General features: G+C 41.8%; 15 protein-coding genes. 9 read left to right on the top strand and 6 right to left on the bottom strand.

Annotation, left to right across the window (positions count from 1 at the left end; all coding sequences use genetic code 11):
* The first annotated feature begins 176 nt into the window (after positions 1–176).
* Positions 177–2,150 carry a DNA primase gene (gene dnaG, locus ACFOWS_RS00570; protein WP_366584694.1) on the top strand — a complete coding sequence of 658 codons (1,974 nt, stop codon included), beginning with the start codon at positions 177–179 and terminating at the stop codon, positions 2,148–2,150.
* A 56-nt stretch (positions 2,151–2,206) separates the two neighbouring features.
* Here dnaG and ACFOWS_RS00565 read toward each other — a convergent pair whose 3' ends face one another.
* Together ACFOWS_RS00565 and nadE are read right to left on the bottom strand one after the other, a co-directional pair.
* Entirely contained in the window at positions 2,207–2,836 is a 630-nt protein-coding gene (locus tag ACFOWS_RS00565; RefSeq protein ID WP_366584692.1) for a response regulator transcription factor, read from the bottom strand.
* A 158-nt stretch (positions 2,837–2,994) separates the two neighbouring features.
* A complete protein-coding gene (gene nadE / locus ACFOWS_RS00560) occupies positions 2,995–3,783 on the bottom strand; it encodes an NAD(+) synthase (protein ID WP_379761954.1) in 789 nt (262 codons plus the stop codon).
* A gap of 67 nt (positions 3,784–3,850) precedes the next feature.
* Between nadE and gldB the strand changes: the two genes are divergently transcribed.
* Complete coding sequence (gene gldB / locus ACFOWS_RS00555; protein WP_379761952.1) at positions 3,851–4,840, top strand: gliding motility lipoprotein GldB; 990 nt, start codon at positions 3,851–3,853, stop codon at positions 4,838–4,840.
* A complete protein-coding gene (gldC, locus tag ACFOWS_RS00550) occupies positions 4,840–5,178 on the top strand; it encodes a gliding motility protein GldC (RefSeq protein ID WP_207097703.1) in 339 nt (112 codons plus the stop codon). Before gldB ends, gldC begins: the two co-directional genes overlap by 1 nt.
* Position 5,179: 1 nt before the next feature.
* Here the strand turns inward: gldC and ACFOWS_RS00545 are convergent, their stop codons facing one another.
* Positions 5,180–5,677: a hypothetical protein gene (locus ACFOWS_RS00545; protein ID WP_379761949.1), complete on the bottom strand. Its 498-nt coding sequence runs from the start codon at positions 5,675–5,677 to the stop codon at positions 5,180–5,182.
* Positions 5,678–5,747: 70 nt separating this feature from the next.
* Here ACFOWS_RS00545 and ACFOWS_RS00540 point away from each other — a divergent pair, with 70 nt between their 5' ends.
* Positions 5,748–6,125 carry a GTPase gene (locus ACFOWS_RS00540; RefSeq protein ID WP_379761948.1) on the top strand — a complete coding sequence of 126 codons (378 nt, stop codon included), beginning with the start codon at positions 5,748–5,750 and terminating at the stop codon, positions 6,123–6,125.
* Positions 6,126–6,277: 152 nt separating this feature from the next.
* Here ACFOWS_RS00540 and ACFOWS_RS00535 read toward each other — a convergent pair whose 3' ends face one another.
* The 3 genes from ACFOWS_RS00535 to ACFOWS_RS00525 all read right to left on the bottom strand — a co-directional run bounded on the left by ACFOWS_RS00535 (position 6,278) and on the right by ACFOWS_RS00525 (position 8,581).
* Positions 6,278–7,006 carry a pirin family protein gene (locus tag ACFOWS_RS00535; RefSeq protein WP_379761946.1) on the bottom strand — a complete coding sequence of 243 codons (729 nt, stop codon included), beginning with the start codon at positions 7,004–7,006 and terminating at the stop codon, positions 6,278–6,280.
* Positions 7,007–7,116: 110 nt separating this feature from the next.
* Positions 7,117–7,728 (bottom strand): ribosome biogenesis GTP-binding protein YihA/YsxC, encoded by a 612-nt coding sequence (gene yihA, locus ACFOWS_RS00530; RefSeq protein ID WP_379761944.1) that lies wholly within the window; start codon positions 7,726–7,728, stop codon positions 7,117–7,119.
* An 88-nt stretch (positions 7,729–7,816) separates the two neighbouring features.
* Positions 7,817–8,581 carry an alpha/beta fold hydrolase gene (locus tag ACFOWS_RS00525; RefSeq protein WP_366584678.1) on the bottom strand — a complete coding sequence of 255 codons (765 nt, stop codon included), beginning with the start codon at positions 8,579–8,581 and terminating at the stop codon, positions 7,817–7,819.
* Positions 8,582–8,847: 266 nt separating this feature from the next.
* Here ACFOWS_RS00525 and mraZ point away from each other — a divergent pair, with 266 nt between their 5' ends.
* Genes mraZ through ACFOWS_RS00500 form a run of 5 tightly spaced genes read left to right on the top strand, consistent with a single transcriptional unit; the run spans position 8,848 to position 14,026 of the window.
* Positions 8,848–9,303 carry a division/cell wall cluster transcriptional repressor MraZ gene (gene mraZ / locus ACFOWS_RS00520; protein ID WP_379761941.1) on the top strand — a complete coding sequence of 152 codons (456 nt, stop codon included), beginning with the start codon at positions 8,848–8,850 and terminating at the stop codon, positions 9,301–9,303.
* Complete coding sequence (gene rsmH, locus ACFOWS_RS00515) at positions 9,296–10,198, top strand: 16S rRNA (cytosine(1402)-N(4))-methyltransferase RsmH (protein ID WP_379762319.1); 903 nt, start codon at positions 9,296–9,298, stop codon at positions 10,196–10,198. Before mraZ ends, rsmH begins: the two co-directional genes overlap by 8 nt.
* Before the next feature lie 41 nt (positions 10,199–10,239).
* Complete coding sequence (locus ACFOWS_RS00510; protein WP_379761939.1) at positions 10,240–10,557, top strand: FtsL-like putative cell division protein; 318 nt, start codon at positions 10,240–10,242, stop codon at positions 10,555–10,557.
* Positions 10,557–12,566 carry a penicillin-binding protein gene (locus ACFOWS_RS00505; protein WP_379761937.1) on the top strand — a complete coding sequence of 670 codons (2,010 nt, stop codon included), beginning with the start codon at positions 10,557–10,559 and terminating at the stop codon, positions 12,564–12,566. Before ACFOWS_RS00510 ends, ACFOWS_RS00505 begins: the two co-directional genes overlap by 1 nt.
* Complete coding sequence (locus ACFOWS_RS00500; RefSeq protein ID WP_379761935.1) at positions 12,563–14,026, top strand: UDP-N-acetylmuramoyl-L-alanyl-D-glutamate--2,6-diaminopimelate ligase; 1,464 nt, start codon at positions 12,563–12,565, stop codon at positions 14,024–14,026. Before ACFOWS_RS00505 ends, ACFOWS_RS00500 begins: the two co-directional genes overlap by 4 nt.
* The last annotated feature ends 79 nt before the right edge of the window (positions 14,027–14,105 follow it).

The raw sequence follows: 14,105 nt of genomic DNA, 5'->3' as shown, positions 1-14,105 counted from the left end.
GTAGTGGTTTTAATAGATTTATTTATTTTCTTGAGATGTTGCAGTAGCAATACTATGAAACCAAACTGCTACTTCTGTTCCCACAATTGATGAATGGATTATCTGATCTGACGGAAACTACAATTCACAAAAACTACTTTTTTAGCTACCTTTAACGACTATTAGAAAAGCACCATTTGATTTCAAAAACCACCATAGACAATGTATATGAAACCGCCCGGGTTGAGGAGGTGATCGGGGATTTTGTGCAGTTGAAGAAATCAGGTTCCAACTTTAAGGGACTCAGCCCTTTTTCGGATGAACGTACCCCAAGTTTTATGGTATCACCCGTTAAACAGATTTGGAAGGACTTTAGTAGCGGAAAAGGGGGGAACGTAGTGGCTTTTTTGATGGAACACGAACATTTTACATATCCTGAGGCCATTAAATACCTCGCCAAAAAGTATAATATTGAGGTAGAAGAGACCGAACAGACCAATGAGCAGAAAGAGCAAGCGAATGAGCGAGAGAGCATGTATTTGGTTTCGGAATATGCCCAAAAATATTTTACTGAAATCCTTTGGGATACCGAACCAGGAAAGGCCATTGGGCTCAGCTACTTTAAAGAGCGTGGCTTTACAGAGGAGACCATAAAAAAGTTTGGATTGGGTTACAGTTTGGATGAGTGGGAAGCCTTTACCAAAACGGCCTTGGATGAGGCCTATCAGCTAGAATTTCTTGAAAAAACCGGACTCACCATCGTCAAAGAGCAAACGGGTGGTGAGAAAAGAACTTTCGATCGTTTTAAGGGACGGGTCATGTTTCCCATTCATTCAATGAGTGGTAGGGTTTTAGGCTTTGGAGGCCGAATTTTGGGAAATGACAAAAAAGCGGCCAAATACCTCAACTCTCCGGAAAGTGAGATTTATCACAAGAGCAAAGTGCTTTACGGCATTTATTTTGCCAAACAGGCCATTGCCAAGGAGGATAATTGTTATTTGGTGGAAGGCTACACGGATGTCATTCAGATGTACCAGCGCGGGGTGGAGAACGTGGTTTCTTCCAGTGGAACGGCGTTAACACCTGAGCAGATTCGGTTGATAAATAGATTGACCAAAAACATCACCGTGCTTTTTGATGGAGATGCAGCAGGATTGCGGGCATCGCTTCGTGGTATTGATTTGATTTTGGAACAGGGCATGAACGTTAAGGTCTGCACCTTTCCTGAAGGTGAAGACCCGGACAGTTTTGCTAAAAACAACACCTATGAAGACTTGGTCCTTTATTTGGAGGAGAATGCCAAGGACTTTATTCAGTTTAAGACATCTTTGTTGGCCAAGGAGGCGGCCAATGATCCCATTAAGCGTGCTGATACTGTTAGAGATATCGTAAATAGCATTAGTAAGATTCCAGACCGCATTCAAAAGGAAATCTACATTCAGGAATGTGCCAAGATCATGCAGATTTCGGAGGAGGTGCTATACAATACCTTGGCCCAAATCGATAAGAAGCAGGTCGCCGATGTCAATAAAAAGCTCAAAGAGGAACGAAAAGCCTTTGAAGTGGTCAAAAATGACCCAGTGGTTGAAAAGGTGGATGTACAATATGAATTGGAGCGAAAAATCATTGAAGTACTGTTACTGTATGGAAATCAAGAACAGGAGTTTGAAGATTTGGTGCTAAAGGAAAATGAGGATGGGGAATTGGTACTGGAGCCCGAAGTTGTAGAGGCCAAGGTCTATGAAAAGGTTTTTTTAGACCTACAAGAAGATGAAATAGAATTGACCAACGAACAGTTCAGGACGATATACTACAAGCTCATTGAAAACCTGAATGAAAATGAAGATTTCGCCGTAAATACTTTCATGACAGAGTTGGACCAGGAAATGGTCCCCGAAATATCTTCCATCTTAATGGAAGAGGAGCAATATGTGCTGCATGATTGGGAACGAAAAGATATATATCCAAAGGAGAAGAAAACTGGGGTGGCCCAGTTGGTTGGGGAGACCATTCTTACCCTGCGGTGCAACTTGATCAAGAACCGTATTCAAAAATTACAGGAACAGACCCAGGAACATACGGGTGATAACACTGAGATTTTGGAGGAAATTGTGAATTACCTTCAGTTGAACAAATTATTGAATGCCAAATTGAACCGGGTACTATCCTAAAAAGAAATCCCGGACTATTTGCCCGGGATTCACTCTAGTTAGTTTGGATTGGTTATTTAATAAAGTTCCAAAGCTTTGGCTTGCTGCAATAGGTCCACCAAATTATCCACGTTCAATTTTTTCATTAAACGGGCTTTATAGGTACTTACAGTTTTTTCGTTAAGGTTGAGCCCTTCGGCAACTTCCTTGTTTCGTTTTCCGCTGGCCAATAACTTCAATACTTCAACCTCTCTGGAAGATAATTTTCTGAAGAATCTTCTCGGTTTCTGTGTTCCTTCATCAAAAGCTAAGCGTTGTGCCAGTTCATTGGTGATGAACATGTTGCCTTCACTAACCTTTTTTACAGCGGAGACAATATAATCCAAATCCGCAGTTTTAGAAAGGTAGCCAAAGGCACCGGCTCTAATGGTGCTCAACGCATACACGTCCTCGGATTGGCCGCTGTACATTAAGGTTTTAACATTCGGGAATTCCAGTTTCATCTTACGTAAAGTAGCAATCCCGTTAATTTCTGGAATATCCATTTCCAAGATAACAACATCTGGAGCCACTTTATTCAATGCTTCGAATAATTCTGAGGTTGTGGAAACATCTGCAATGATTTCAATATCTGGGCTAGATTTGAGCACTTGTTTTATACCAAGCCTGACAATGGGATGATTGTCAGCAATCAATACTTTTATCATTCGGTTTGAGTTTACTAATAATCGTTGGTTAGCTATTTACTTATGTAACAGAGCTAGCAAGATAACAATTTGGTGACGTAAAACTCTAATTTTTTTCTTAAAACCCCAGAATTTCTATGGTTTTTTTCGTCTTAAACTGGGTTTTTTGCGTTAAAGGGTCATTTTAGGCCATTTGGAATCTCACAAATGGGTATAGGAATCATCTTGTGTTTGTTAGCAGTATTGTATCTTTTGTAGATGGCGAAAACCTCTTTTTCCCTATCAGAAAAATCTTCAATGGTTTTTCCTTCCTCATCCATTTTCATGGCCCATTCCAACTCTGGGTATGATGCCCCAATTTGGTCTTCATCGGTTCTGCTATCTCCCCAAAGCCCGTCTGTGGGAGCTGCCTCCATAATCTCTTGGTTCACACCTAACACCCTTCCAACTTCATATACTTCGGTCTTTACCAAATCTGCAATAGGGCTTAGGTCCACCCCACCGTCACCATATTTGGTATAAAAGCCAATTCCAAAATCTTCAACCTTATTTCCTGTTCCAGCAACAAGATATCCTTTTAGTGCAGCAAAGTAATAAAGTGTCGTCATGCGCAGTCGGGCTCGGGTATTGGCCAAGGACATAAAGCGTTCCTCCTCGGTTTCCACATCAGGAAAAGCGGCCACCAAACTATCAAAGACAGGGGTGAGGTTCACTTCTTGGCGGGATACGTTGGGAAAGTTTTCCATTAGCCAGTCGATATGCCTATCTGCCCGGGTCACTTGATCTTTACCTTGGTGAATGGGCATTTCCACACACAAAAGGTTGAGTCCGGTTTTTGCACAAAGTGTTGAGGTTACTGCAGAATCTATCCCTCCAGAAACACCAATAACAAAACCTTTACATTTTGCGTTGGTGGCATAATCTTTCAGCCAGTCCACTATATGTGCAATTACCTTTTCTGTTTGCATATCGTACTATTTTAGATTCATTAAATTACCTTTGTGCCCTGTAAATTTAAACTCTGTTGCCTTAAAAATGAAGAGGTCAGTGAAATACTTTGTCCAATTTGGGATTTTTGCTTCCATTTTTTTGCTATTTCTTGTTTTGGGTGGATGTAAGGAAACCGATAAAACTGAAGAGGAGATTGCCAAAGTCGCTGTCGATTTTCAAGTTTTCCGGTTTGATCGCGAGTTTGCCAATGCATCAGCTACGGATATTCCCCAGCTGAAGCAAAAATATCCCTACCTTTTTCCAGCGCAATTCCCGGACAGTATCTGGGCGAATAAACTAACGGACACCATTCAAACGGAATTATCTGAAGAAGTGAACAAGGCCTTTGGCGATTTTGAGAGCGAATCAGAAGGACTGGAATCCCTTTTTAAACATATCAAATACTATTTTCCCGGTTTTGAGGCACCCAAAGTTGTAACATTGACATCTGATGTTCGCTACAACGACCGAATCATCCTAACGGATACACTCCTTTTGATCGGTCTGGACAATTATTTAGGTGAGGACCATCATTTTTACGAAGGCATTCAACAATATATCGCCGCTGGTCTCGATAAAAAATTCTTGACCTCGGATGTGGCCAGTGCATTTTCAAAAAAGGTGCTTACCTATCCAAGAAACCGCACTTTTTTGTCTAGAATGGTGTATTACGGAAAGGAACTTTATTTAAAGGATAGATTGCTTCCCTCCATTACAGACGCCCAAAAGATTGGCTATACCCATGAAGAAATGGAGTGGGCCATGGCAAACGAAGAGCAAATGTGGCGCTATTTTGTGGAGGGTGAACTATTGTACAGTACCGACTCGCAGTTGGACCGAAAATTCTTGGACCCAGCACCTTTCTCCAAATTTGGATTGGAACTGGACAATGAGTCTCCAGGGCGGTTGGGCCGATATATGGGTTGGCAAATTGTAAGGGCTTTTATGGAAAATAACCCCATCAGTTTGCAACAATTATTGGACATGCCTGCGGATGAAATTTTAAAAGAATCAAACTACAAACCCAGAAAATAATGGCGGTAAAACATACTTCGGAAATAAAGCTAACGGTAGGATTGGATGAAAACAGGGTGCCTGAGGCGTTGACTTGGTCTGCCCAAGACGGCGGTGTGGAAAATGAAGAGGCCAAAGCCATGATGCTTTCGGTTTGGGATAGTAAAAACAGGGAGTCTTTGAAAATTGATTTGTGGACCAAGGATATGCCTGTGGATGAAATGAAGATATTTTTTCATCAAACCTTGACCACCATGGCCGATACGTTTATGAAGGCCACCCAAGATGAAAAAATGACCGCTACCATGAAAGATTTTTGTGACTACTTCGCGGAAAAATTGGAATTGGACAAACTGTAGATCACTCTAGAGGCTGGTTCACCCTGCCGAATTGCGCTTTTTGTGCCCCTTGAAGATTTAATTGATGTTCAACTTTATCCTTGGTGGGTCTTTTCAGATACAAATAAAAAAGGAGGAATAGCCCAATAAGCAAATAGGCGAAATTCTGAGTGTTGTAAAAAATTACAATACTGAAAAGAGCAGCACCTTCGAGCAAGGCGTAAGAGATGATGCATGCCGTTTGAAACCGGGCCAGTTTTTCCTTTAAACCCATGCCGCTGGGAATACTTTTCACTATTTTCCTAAAAAGAAAGTCACTTAAAAAAACGCCTCCCACGGCAATAATGGGGACAATGGCCAGAAACATATCGTCTGAATCGGAGAAGCTCAAATGGGTATCTTGGATTTGAAAATAAAAATATACAGCCAAAATCAAGGGCGTTGCCAAAATACCCAAATGTAAAAAGGACAGTATTTTTACATACGAAGCTGGGGTAAAGCTATTTTTGACGTTCTGCATGATTTTGGTTTTAGTGTAAAGAAACATAAAAATTAAGCATGTCGAGAACTTTATCCTAATAACGGAATATATGATACTAAAACAGTTGCTTTTTGTGTACAATGCCAATTCAGGAAAGCGCAATGCTTTGTTGGATAGCATGCACAAGGTGTTCAGTCCATCCACCTATGATTGCAATTTGTGCGATATTACTTTTGGTTTGGTAGGTGAAAATAGGATTTGGAAAAAATTTAGGGAACAAAGTAAAATGCCCATGTCTTTTGTTCACAAGGATGAATTTACCAAAAGTTATGCGAGCAAATTTGGCTACAAGTTCACCTTTCCCATTGTTTTGTTGGAAGGAAATAATGGACTGGAGGTTTTTATTCCCAAGGAAGAATTAAATGAATTGCAATCTGCAAAGGAATTAATTGATTTGATACGGGAACGTATAAAAGGGGCTGTTTAAAAGTATGGAAGTCGTCATTCTGAATCCTCGCCTGCTTCCAGGCGTGGTATTTCAGAATCTCATCACACTCATGAAAACGACGATGAGAACCTGAATCAAGTTCAGGTTGACGAAACCCTACGTTTTAAACAGCCTATTGTTTTCTCGAATTTTTACCTTCCAATGCTTCCCAAGCTCATGGGCACTTCCATAAGCAGAACCCTACTATCGGAAAGTGATTTAAAATCGAAGGTGTCAGTTTCCCAAAGACCAAAACCGTCTCTCTTTTCTAATTTTTGCCCATTGATTTCCACCTCACCCTCCAAAATAAAGGCGTAAACTCCATTTCCTTCCTTTTTTATCGAATACGAATCGGTTGAGCCGGCGTCGAAGCTCCCTAAATGGAACCAGGCATCTTGGTGAATCCAAACGCCGTCATCGTCAGGATTGGGAGAGAGTACCTGGTAAAACGCATTTTTTTTGGCAATATCCCTAATGGAGATTTGATCGTACCGGGGGTCCACATTTCGTTTGTTCGGGAATACCCAAATTTGAAGGAATTTCACCTTTTTGTCGGCATTTTTATTGTATTCGCTATGCTGAATGCCGGTTCCGGCGCTCATCACCTGAACATCACCTTCTTTAATGGTGGCAGCATTGCCCATGCTATCCTTATGTTCCAAATCGCCTTCCAGTGGAATGGAAATGATTTCCATATTATCGTGCGGATGCGTGCCAAACCCTCTGCCAGCATCCACTTGGTCATCGTTCAATACGCGCAAGACCCCAAAATGCATCCGTTCTGGATTCTGGTACCCTGCAAAACTAAAGGTGTGATGACTGTTCAACCATCCATGATTAGCATGGCCTCTTGTGCCCGCTTTATGCAAAACTGTTTTCATAGTAACCTTATTATAAAGTTGAAAAAGACAACGAAACGTTGTACTCTCATAGATGAGATTTCAGTCGTAATTATTATGGTTTTCTTACTTTTTGGATGGTGTTGCCCAATCTATTGATTCTTGAAAAAATCTTGGTTGATGGCATCAATATAGTCCAACAATTCCTCACGTCCCAATCTGTTGGAAGATGAGGTGGTAAAATGTGGGGGGGCTTCTTCCCAAACACTGTCCGTTAAGTTTTTCAGGTACGCATTGACTTGATCTTCAATAACCGTAGGTTTCAATTTGTCAGCCTTGGTGAAAATAATGGCAAAGGGAATCTGGTTCATGCCCAGCCACTCCATAAATTCCAAATCCACAGGTTGTGGGTCGTGGCGAATATCCACCAAAACAAAACCGCAGACCAATTGCTTCCGTTTTTGAAAATACTCCGTGATATATTTTTGAAAGGTCTTTTTGTCCTTTTTTGAAACCCGTGCATAGCCGTACCCCGGTAAATCCACCAAAAACCAATTATTGTTGATTTTAAAATGGTTGATGAGCTGTGTCTTCCCAGGCCGACCGGAAGTTTTGGCCAGACCTTTGCGTTCCATCAGCATATTGATCAACGAAGACTTGCCAACATTGGACCGGCCGATAAAAGCATATTCGGGTAAGGGCTCATTAGGGCACTTGGCGACATTGGAGTTGCTCATGACAAATTCGGCGGAGGTGATTTTCATGTTATTTGTCTGGATTTGTAAAGCAATATACAAGAATCAAGAGGAAAGAAAACGTCTTGGTTCTTTCTTCTGTTAGTCTTGTTTCCTATTAAAAATTACGCTTTTTTAGCCAAGCTTCAAGAATGCGGTTAAAATCTTCTGGGTGCTCCATCATTGGGGCGTGACCACATTTTTCAATCCAAAATAAGTCAGAATCCGGTAAAAGCTCATGGAATTCCTTGGCAACGTTTGGTGGGGTAACCGTATCATTCTCACCCCAAATAATGCAAGTTGGGGTTTTCATATGAGGTAGGTCTTTGGACATGTTGTGGCGTATGGCACTTTTGGCAATGGCCAATGTCTTAACCAACTTCATCCGGTCATTTACGGTGGCAAAAACCTCGTCCACGATTTCCTTGGTGGCTACATCTGGGTCATAAAAAACGTCTTGCGCCTTCTTTTTGATGAACTCATAATCACCACGTTTGGGATACCCATCGCCCATGGCACTTTCATAAAGTCCAGAACTTCCAGTAATTACCAAGGCCTTCACCATTTCCGGGAACATTTTGGTATGGAGCAGACCAATGTGTCCTCCCAAGGAATTTCCCAAAAGAATAACATCCTTCAATCCCTTGAACTCGATAAACTCTTCCAGAAACTTGGCGAAATTCTTTACCGTGGTCTTCAGAAGGGGCATATCGTAAATGGGTAGCTCTGGAATCAATACCTGATACCCTTTGGAAGGAAAGTAATCAGAGACCCCTTGAAAGTTGCTCAAACCACCCATGAGACCATGCAAGATAATCATGGGCGTTCCCTCGCCCATTTCTATATATCGGTATTTGCCTTCCTCAATGATATGCTCTTCCATCAATAGTTAGTTGGTGCTAAGAGGGGCAAATATAGGCAATTCATATCACACGGATTTCAGGTTTTTTCTATCAATGGCGCAACTTTTTTAAGTTTTCAAGGGCAAGGGAATCCAACTCATTAAAATTTGAAAGGCTGTTCTCGGAGTCAAAATCCCACTTTTTGCCCGAAAAGTGGGGAATTTATTAACAAAAGTGTCTTTAAGTGGAGAAATGTGGAAATAAAATCTATATATTTGAGTTGTAATAAGTAACCAATTGATTTCTAGTGACCCATATCATAGGACAACATGATTGCAAAGCGGATTCAAAAGGAAGGGTATTATTGCCTATTTCCTTGAAGAATCAGTTGTTGCCTGTTCTTAAGGATGGGTTCGTAATTAAGCGGTCCGTTTTTCAGCAGTGTCTGGAGCTTTATCCCAAACAAGAATTTGATGTTCTCATGCAGAAGGTGATGAAGAAAAGCAAAATCAACCGAAAGTACGATGCTTTTGTGCGAAACTTTGTGGCAGGGATGAAAGAAGTCACTATTGATGGGGATTCCGGAAGGTTGCAGATACCCAAAAACCTTGTGGATTTTGCAGGAATTGAAAAAGAAGTGGTGCTCAACGCTGTTTTTGACAAGATAGAGATTTGGGATAAGGACAAGTATGAGAAAGTCTTGGCTGAGGGTGAGAAGGATTATGCCGATTTAGCGGAAGAGATTTTTGATGACGATGAATAGTTCGTATCACAATCCGGTGCTGTTGCAGGAATCGGTAGACGGATTGAACATAAAACCTAATGGAGTGTATGTGGATGTCACTTTTGGTGGCGGAGGACACTCCTCTGAAATATTGAGACGATTGGGCGATGAAGGAAAGCTGTTCGCTTTTGATCAAGATGAGGATGCATTGCAAAATGCCCTAGATGACGAGCGATTTCAACTGATCAACCAAAACTTTCGGTATCTCAAGCAGTATTTAAAGTTCTATGGCATTCGGAAAGTTGATGGAATCCTAGCGGATTTTGGGGTTTCTTCCCATCAGTTTGATGAGGCAAGCCGCGGTTTCTCCACTCGCTTCAATGCGGATTTGGACATGCGGATGAACAGAAACGATGAATTGTCTGCTTTCGAAGTGGTCAATTCATATTCCCAAGAAGATTTAGCGTCGGTCTTGTTCCAGTATGGCGAATTGCGCAACGCAAACGCCATGGCCAAGGTCATTGTGGAAGCCAGGTCTCAGGTAACTATCAAAACCACGGATCAGCTCAAAACGATTTTAGCTCGGTTTCTGCCCAAGATGAAGGAGAACAAAATTTTGGCTCAGATTTATCAAGCCATCCGTATTGAGGTCAACCAAGAAATTGAGGTGTTGAAGGAGTTTTTGGTTCAAGTGCCGGAGGTTTTGGAAAAAGGCGGTCGATTGAGCCTGATCAGTTACCACTCTTTGGAAGATCGATTGGTAAAACGGTTCATAAGAGCTGGAAAGTTTGAAGGAGAGCCTGAAAAGGATTTTTACGGGAACATCAATGTTCCTTTAAAAAAAGTTGGGGGATTGATAACACCATCAGCAGAAGAAATAGCGAGGAACAACCGAGCGAGAAGCGCAAAACTCCGCATTGCGGAAAAATTATAAAGGAGATTCCCATTTTCACGGGAATGGCAAAAGAACACAGAATGAAAAAGGGATTACTAGACATCTTAAAAGGAAAGTTTTTGGTGAGCGGAGATGCTCCCAAGAATTGGATGTTTTTATTGTTTGCCTCTTTTTTGGCCGCTTTAATGATTTCAAGCAGTCACCGTGCCGATAAAAAAGTATTGGAAATTGCTGCTTTGAACGAAGAAGTTCGAAAGTTGCGCAGCGAATTTGTTGAAGGCCGTTCCCAAGTACAACAATTAAAATTGGAATCCACTTTACGCCGAGAGGTGGCAGAACAAGGTTTGGTTCCATCTGAAAATCCTCCAAGGAAAATCAAAGTAAAATCAGCAGAGTAGTGGCGATATCTGAAAAAAATATCATGAACAGACTGTACCTCGTAGCCGGGGGTCTGCTTGTTTTGTCCATTGCCGTTGTGGTGAAGTTGGTGGATATCCAGATGGTAAAAGGGGAGGAATACAAGGAGCTTGCCTTGAGTAAAACTGAGAAAATGTTCACCATTGAGCCCAATCGCGGAAACCTTTACTCGGAGGATGGAAGCTTGTTGGCCGCTTCTGTGCCCAAATATGAAATCCGGTTTGACGCCAAGACCGTTTCTGACGAAAATTTTCAAAAATATGTAGGCCCACTTTCTGATTCGTTGGGTCAATTGTTCAATAAGCCTTCATCCCATTACCGTCAATTGTTTCGCAAAGCGAGGGCCAATGAAAATCGATACAAATTGGTGGCCCGTAATGTGGATTACTTAGATTATGTGAGGATAAAACAATTTCCGCTCTTCAATTTAGGGCCTTATAAAGGAGGTTTTATTGAAACACATCGTGTGGTGCGAGAGTATCCTTTGGGTCAAATGGCGGCGCGAAGTATTGGTTACGAACGTGTGGATGAAAATGGATATTACACCCGTGTCGGTCTGGATGGTGCTTTTGGCGAATCCTATTTGCGTGGTCATGAAGGCAAGCGTTTGAAGCAGCGGATTGCCAAAGGCCAATGGAAGCCCGTTGGTTTAGACAACATTGTTGAGCCACAAGACGGTTTGGATGTGGTTTCTACCATTGATATCAATATTCAAGACATTGCACATCATGAACTTTTAGCCCAGCTCGAAAAATACAAGGCCGACCATGGTTGTGTGGTGGTGATGGAAACCAAGACAGGAGAAATAAAGGCCATTTCCAATTTGGGGCGCACTTCCGAAGGAAAATACTATGAAAAGTTGAACTATGCTGTTGGGGAGTCCCATGAGCCTGGCTCCACTTTTAAATTGATGTCGTTGGTTGCCGCTCTGGAAGATAAAGTTGTGGATACCAGTACGGTCATCGATACCGAAAAAGGAAGATACCGAATTTACGATGGAGTAGTAAAGGATTCCAAATGGGGCGGATATGGAAAAATTTCTGTGGCCAAAGCCTTTGAGTTATCCTCAAATACCGCCTTTGCAAAAATCATCAACGAAAATTATAAGGAACAACCCGAAAAGTTTGTGAATCGCTTGATGAATATGAGACTCCACAAAAAACTGGGGCTGCCTATCATTGGCGAGGGCGACCCTGTTATTCGATATCCTGGTGACAAAGGGTGGTCTGGAATCTCTTTGGGATGGATGTCGCATGGTTACGAAGTGTCGCTTACCCCAATGCAGACTTTGGCCTTTTACAATGCCATCGCCAATGATGGTGCATATGTAAAACCAAGATTGATTAAAGAAGTTCGTGAAGGGAATGATGTGGTCAAGAGATTTGATAGACAGGTGCTGAATTCATCTATCTGTTCCAAAGAGACCGTGAAAAAAGTGCAGAAACTGATGAAGAATGTGGTTGAGAAGAACCACGGAACGGGACACAAGCTCTACTCCAAAAACTTTTCCATGGCCGGGAAAACCGGAACGGCCCAAAAAAACTATGTGGAAAAAGATCCCGATAAATTGGCATATATCTCCACGTTTGCAGGATACTTTCCAGCGGACAACCCAAAATATAGCTGTATTGTGATTATCCATGAACCTGACAAAAGTGTAGGATACTATGGTGCCGACGTTTCCGGTCCAGTTTTTAAATCCATGGCCCAAAAAATCCATGCCATTTCACCTTTGGTGGATGAAGTGGAGGAGAAGGTCTACGATAAGGAAACCTTGGAGGAGGAGTATCAACAATACTATGCGCAAGTGCAGAAAAAATATGATACCGTCCCAGATGTAAAGGGAATGACCGGTATGGATGCGGTTTCCTTACTGGAAAATTTAGGGTTGGAGGTAGAAGTTCGCGGAAATGGAAAAGTAAAGAAACAGTCCATTGATAAAGGAACGGATATTAAAAAAGTAAAGAAAATAGTACTGGAACTTTCATGAAGTTGTTGAAAGACATATTATATGGTGTAAGCCTTTCCGCAGTAAGTGGGGATACCAATATTATGGTCAACCTTGTCCATTTTGATTCCCGAAAAGTATCGATGGATGATGTTTTTGTTGCAGTACGAGGTACCGTAACCGATGGGCATAAATTCATCCAGAAAGCGGTGGACTCTGGGGCACGGGCCATTGTGTGCGAAGAACTACCAGAATTGATGGTTGACGGAGTCACCTATCTAAAAGTGCCTGATTGCAATAGCGCTTTGGCCATAATCGCTGCTAATTTCTACGATAATCCCTCTAAAAATCTAAAGTTGGTTGGAATTACGGGCACCAACGGAAAAACAACGGTCAGTACGCTCCTATACAATCTCTTCAAGAAAGCGGGTTACAAAGTGGGTCTTCTTTCCACTATCAAAGTTATGGTTGATGATGTTGAACATCCTGCCAGTCACACTACACCCGATGTTTTGACAATCAATGACTATTTGGCCAAAATGAATACGGCTGGAGTGGAGTTTTGTTTTATGGAGGTTAGTTCCCACGGTATCCATCAGAAAAGGTCTGAAGGATTGCATTTTACCGGGGCCATTTTCACCAATTTGAGTCATGATCATTTGGACTACCACAAAACTTTTGCTGAGTACCGGGATACCAAGAAAAAATTATTCGATGGTCTTCCAAAGACAGCCTTTGCATTAGTGAATATTGATGACAAAAATGGTCTGGTAATGCTGCAGAACACCAAGGCCAGAAAGTATACCTATGCCCTAAAATCGTATGCAGATTACAGGGCCCAGATTTTGGAACGGCAATTCAACGGACAGCTGTTGAAGATGGAGGAGAACGAATTGTGGTCCAAGCTTATTGGGGATTTTAATGCCTATAATCTGCTAGCCATTTATGCCACTGCGGATATTTTAGGATTGGAAAAGATTGAAATCCTACGATTAATGAGTGAGCTGGAAACCGTTGATGGACGGTTTCAATATTACATATCGAAAAAGAAAATAACGGCTATTGTTGATTATGCCCATACGCCGGATGCATTAAAAAATGTATTGATTACAATCAATGCATTGAGGACTGGAAATGAAAACGTCATCACCGTAGTGGGGTGTGGTGGTGACCGTGATAAGTCTAAGCGTCCGGTTATGGGTCATATCGCTTCAGAAATGAGCAATCAGGCCATTTTTACCTCAGACAACCCACGTACCGAATCACCTTCGGCCATTATCGAGGAAATGGAAGCAGGGGTGGAAGCTCAGAATGTCAAAAAAGTATTGTCCATCGAGAATCGAAAGCAGGCCATAAAAACAGCCTGTAAGTTGGCCGTTGCCAATGATATCATTTTGGTGGCTGGAAAAGGTCATGAAACCTATCAGGAAACCAATGGGGTTCGGGTGGATTTTGATGATTTAAAAGAAGTGAAAGAGGCTTTGTCCAGTTTGGGCAAATAAATTGAAATAGATAATAGATGAAAGAAGCAAGAGACGAGAACCAAGAATATCGACCAGCTAGGTCTTTCAACTTAAGCCA

Source organism: Flagellimonas marina (genome assembly GCF_042651185.1).
GTDB lineage: Bacteria > Bacteroidota > Bacteroidia > Flavobacteriales > Flavobacteriaceae > Flagellimonas > Flagellimonas marina.
This window is presented reverse-complemented; position numbering and strand designations above follow the sequence as displayed.

What these genes read in the sequence shown, in the direction of transcription:
- ACFOWS_RS00545 (WP_379761949.1), bottom strand. Translation starts at nt 5,677, where the DNA reads ATGCAGAACGTCAAAAATAGCTTTACCCCAGCTTCGTATGTAAAAATA.
- ACFOWS_RS00565 (WP_366584692.1), bottom strand. Translation starts at nt 2,836, where the DNA reads ATGATAAAAGTATTGATTGCTGACAATCATCCCATTGTCAGGCTTGGT.
- ACFOWS_RS00525 (WP_366584678.1), bottom strand. Translation starts at nt 8,581, where the DNA reads ATGGAAGAGCATATCATTGAGGAAGGCAAATACCGATATATAGAAATG.
- yihA (WP_379761944.1), bottom strand. Translation starts at nt 7,728, where the DNA reads ATGAAAATCACCTCCGCCGAATTTGTCATGAGCAACTCCAATGTCGCC.
- ACFOWS_RS00510 (WP_379761939.1), top strand. Translation starts at nt 10,240, where the DNA reads ATGAAAAAGGGATTACTAGACATCTTAAAAGGAAAGTTTTTGGTGAGC.
- gldB (WP_379761952.1), top strand. Translation starts at nt 3,851, where the DNA reads ATGAAGAGGTCAGTGAAATACTTTGTCCAATTTGGGATTTTTGCTTCC.
- rsmH (WP_379762319.1), top strand. Translation starts at nt 9,296, where the DNA reads ATGAATAGTTCGTATCACAATCCGGTGCTGTTGCAGGAATCGGTAGAC.
- ACFOWS_RS00540 (WP_379761948.1), top strand. Translation starts at nt 5,748, where the DNA reads ATGATACTAAAACAGTTGCTTTTTGTGTACAATGCCAATTCAGGAAAG.
- gldC (WP_207097703.1), top strand. Translation starts at nt 4,840, where the DNA reads ATGGCGGTAAAACATACTTCGGAAATAAAGCTAACGGTAGGATTGGAT.
- ACFOWS_RS00500 (WP_379761935.1), top strand. Translation starts at nt 12,563, where the DNA reads ATGAAGTTGTTGAAAGACATATTATATGGTGTAAGCCTTTCCGCAGTA.
- nadE (WP_379761954.1), bottom strand. Translation starts at nt 3,783, where the DNA reads ATGCAAACAGAAAAGGTAATTGCACATATAGTGGACTGGCTGAAAGAT.
- ACFOWS_RS00535 (WP_379761946.1), bottom strand. Translation starts at nt 7,006, where the DNA reads ATGAAAACAGTTTTGCATAAAGCGGGCACAAGAGGCCATGCTAATCAT.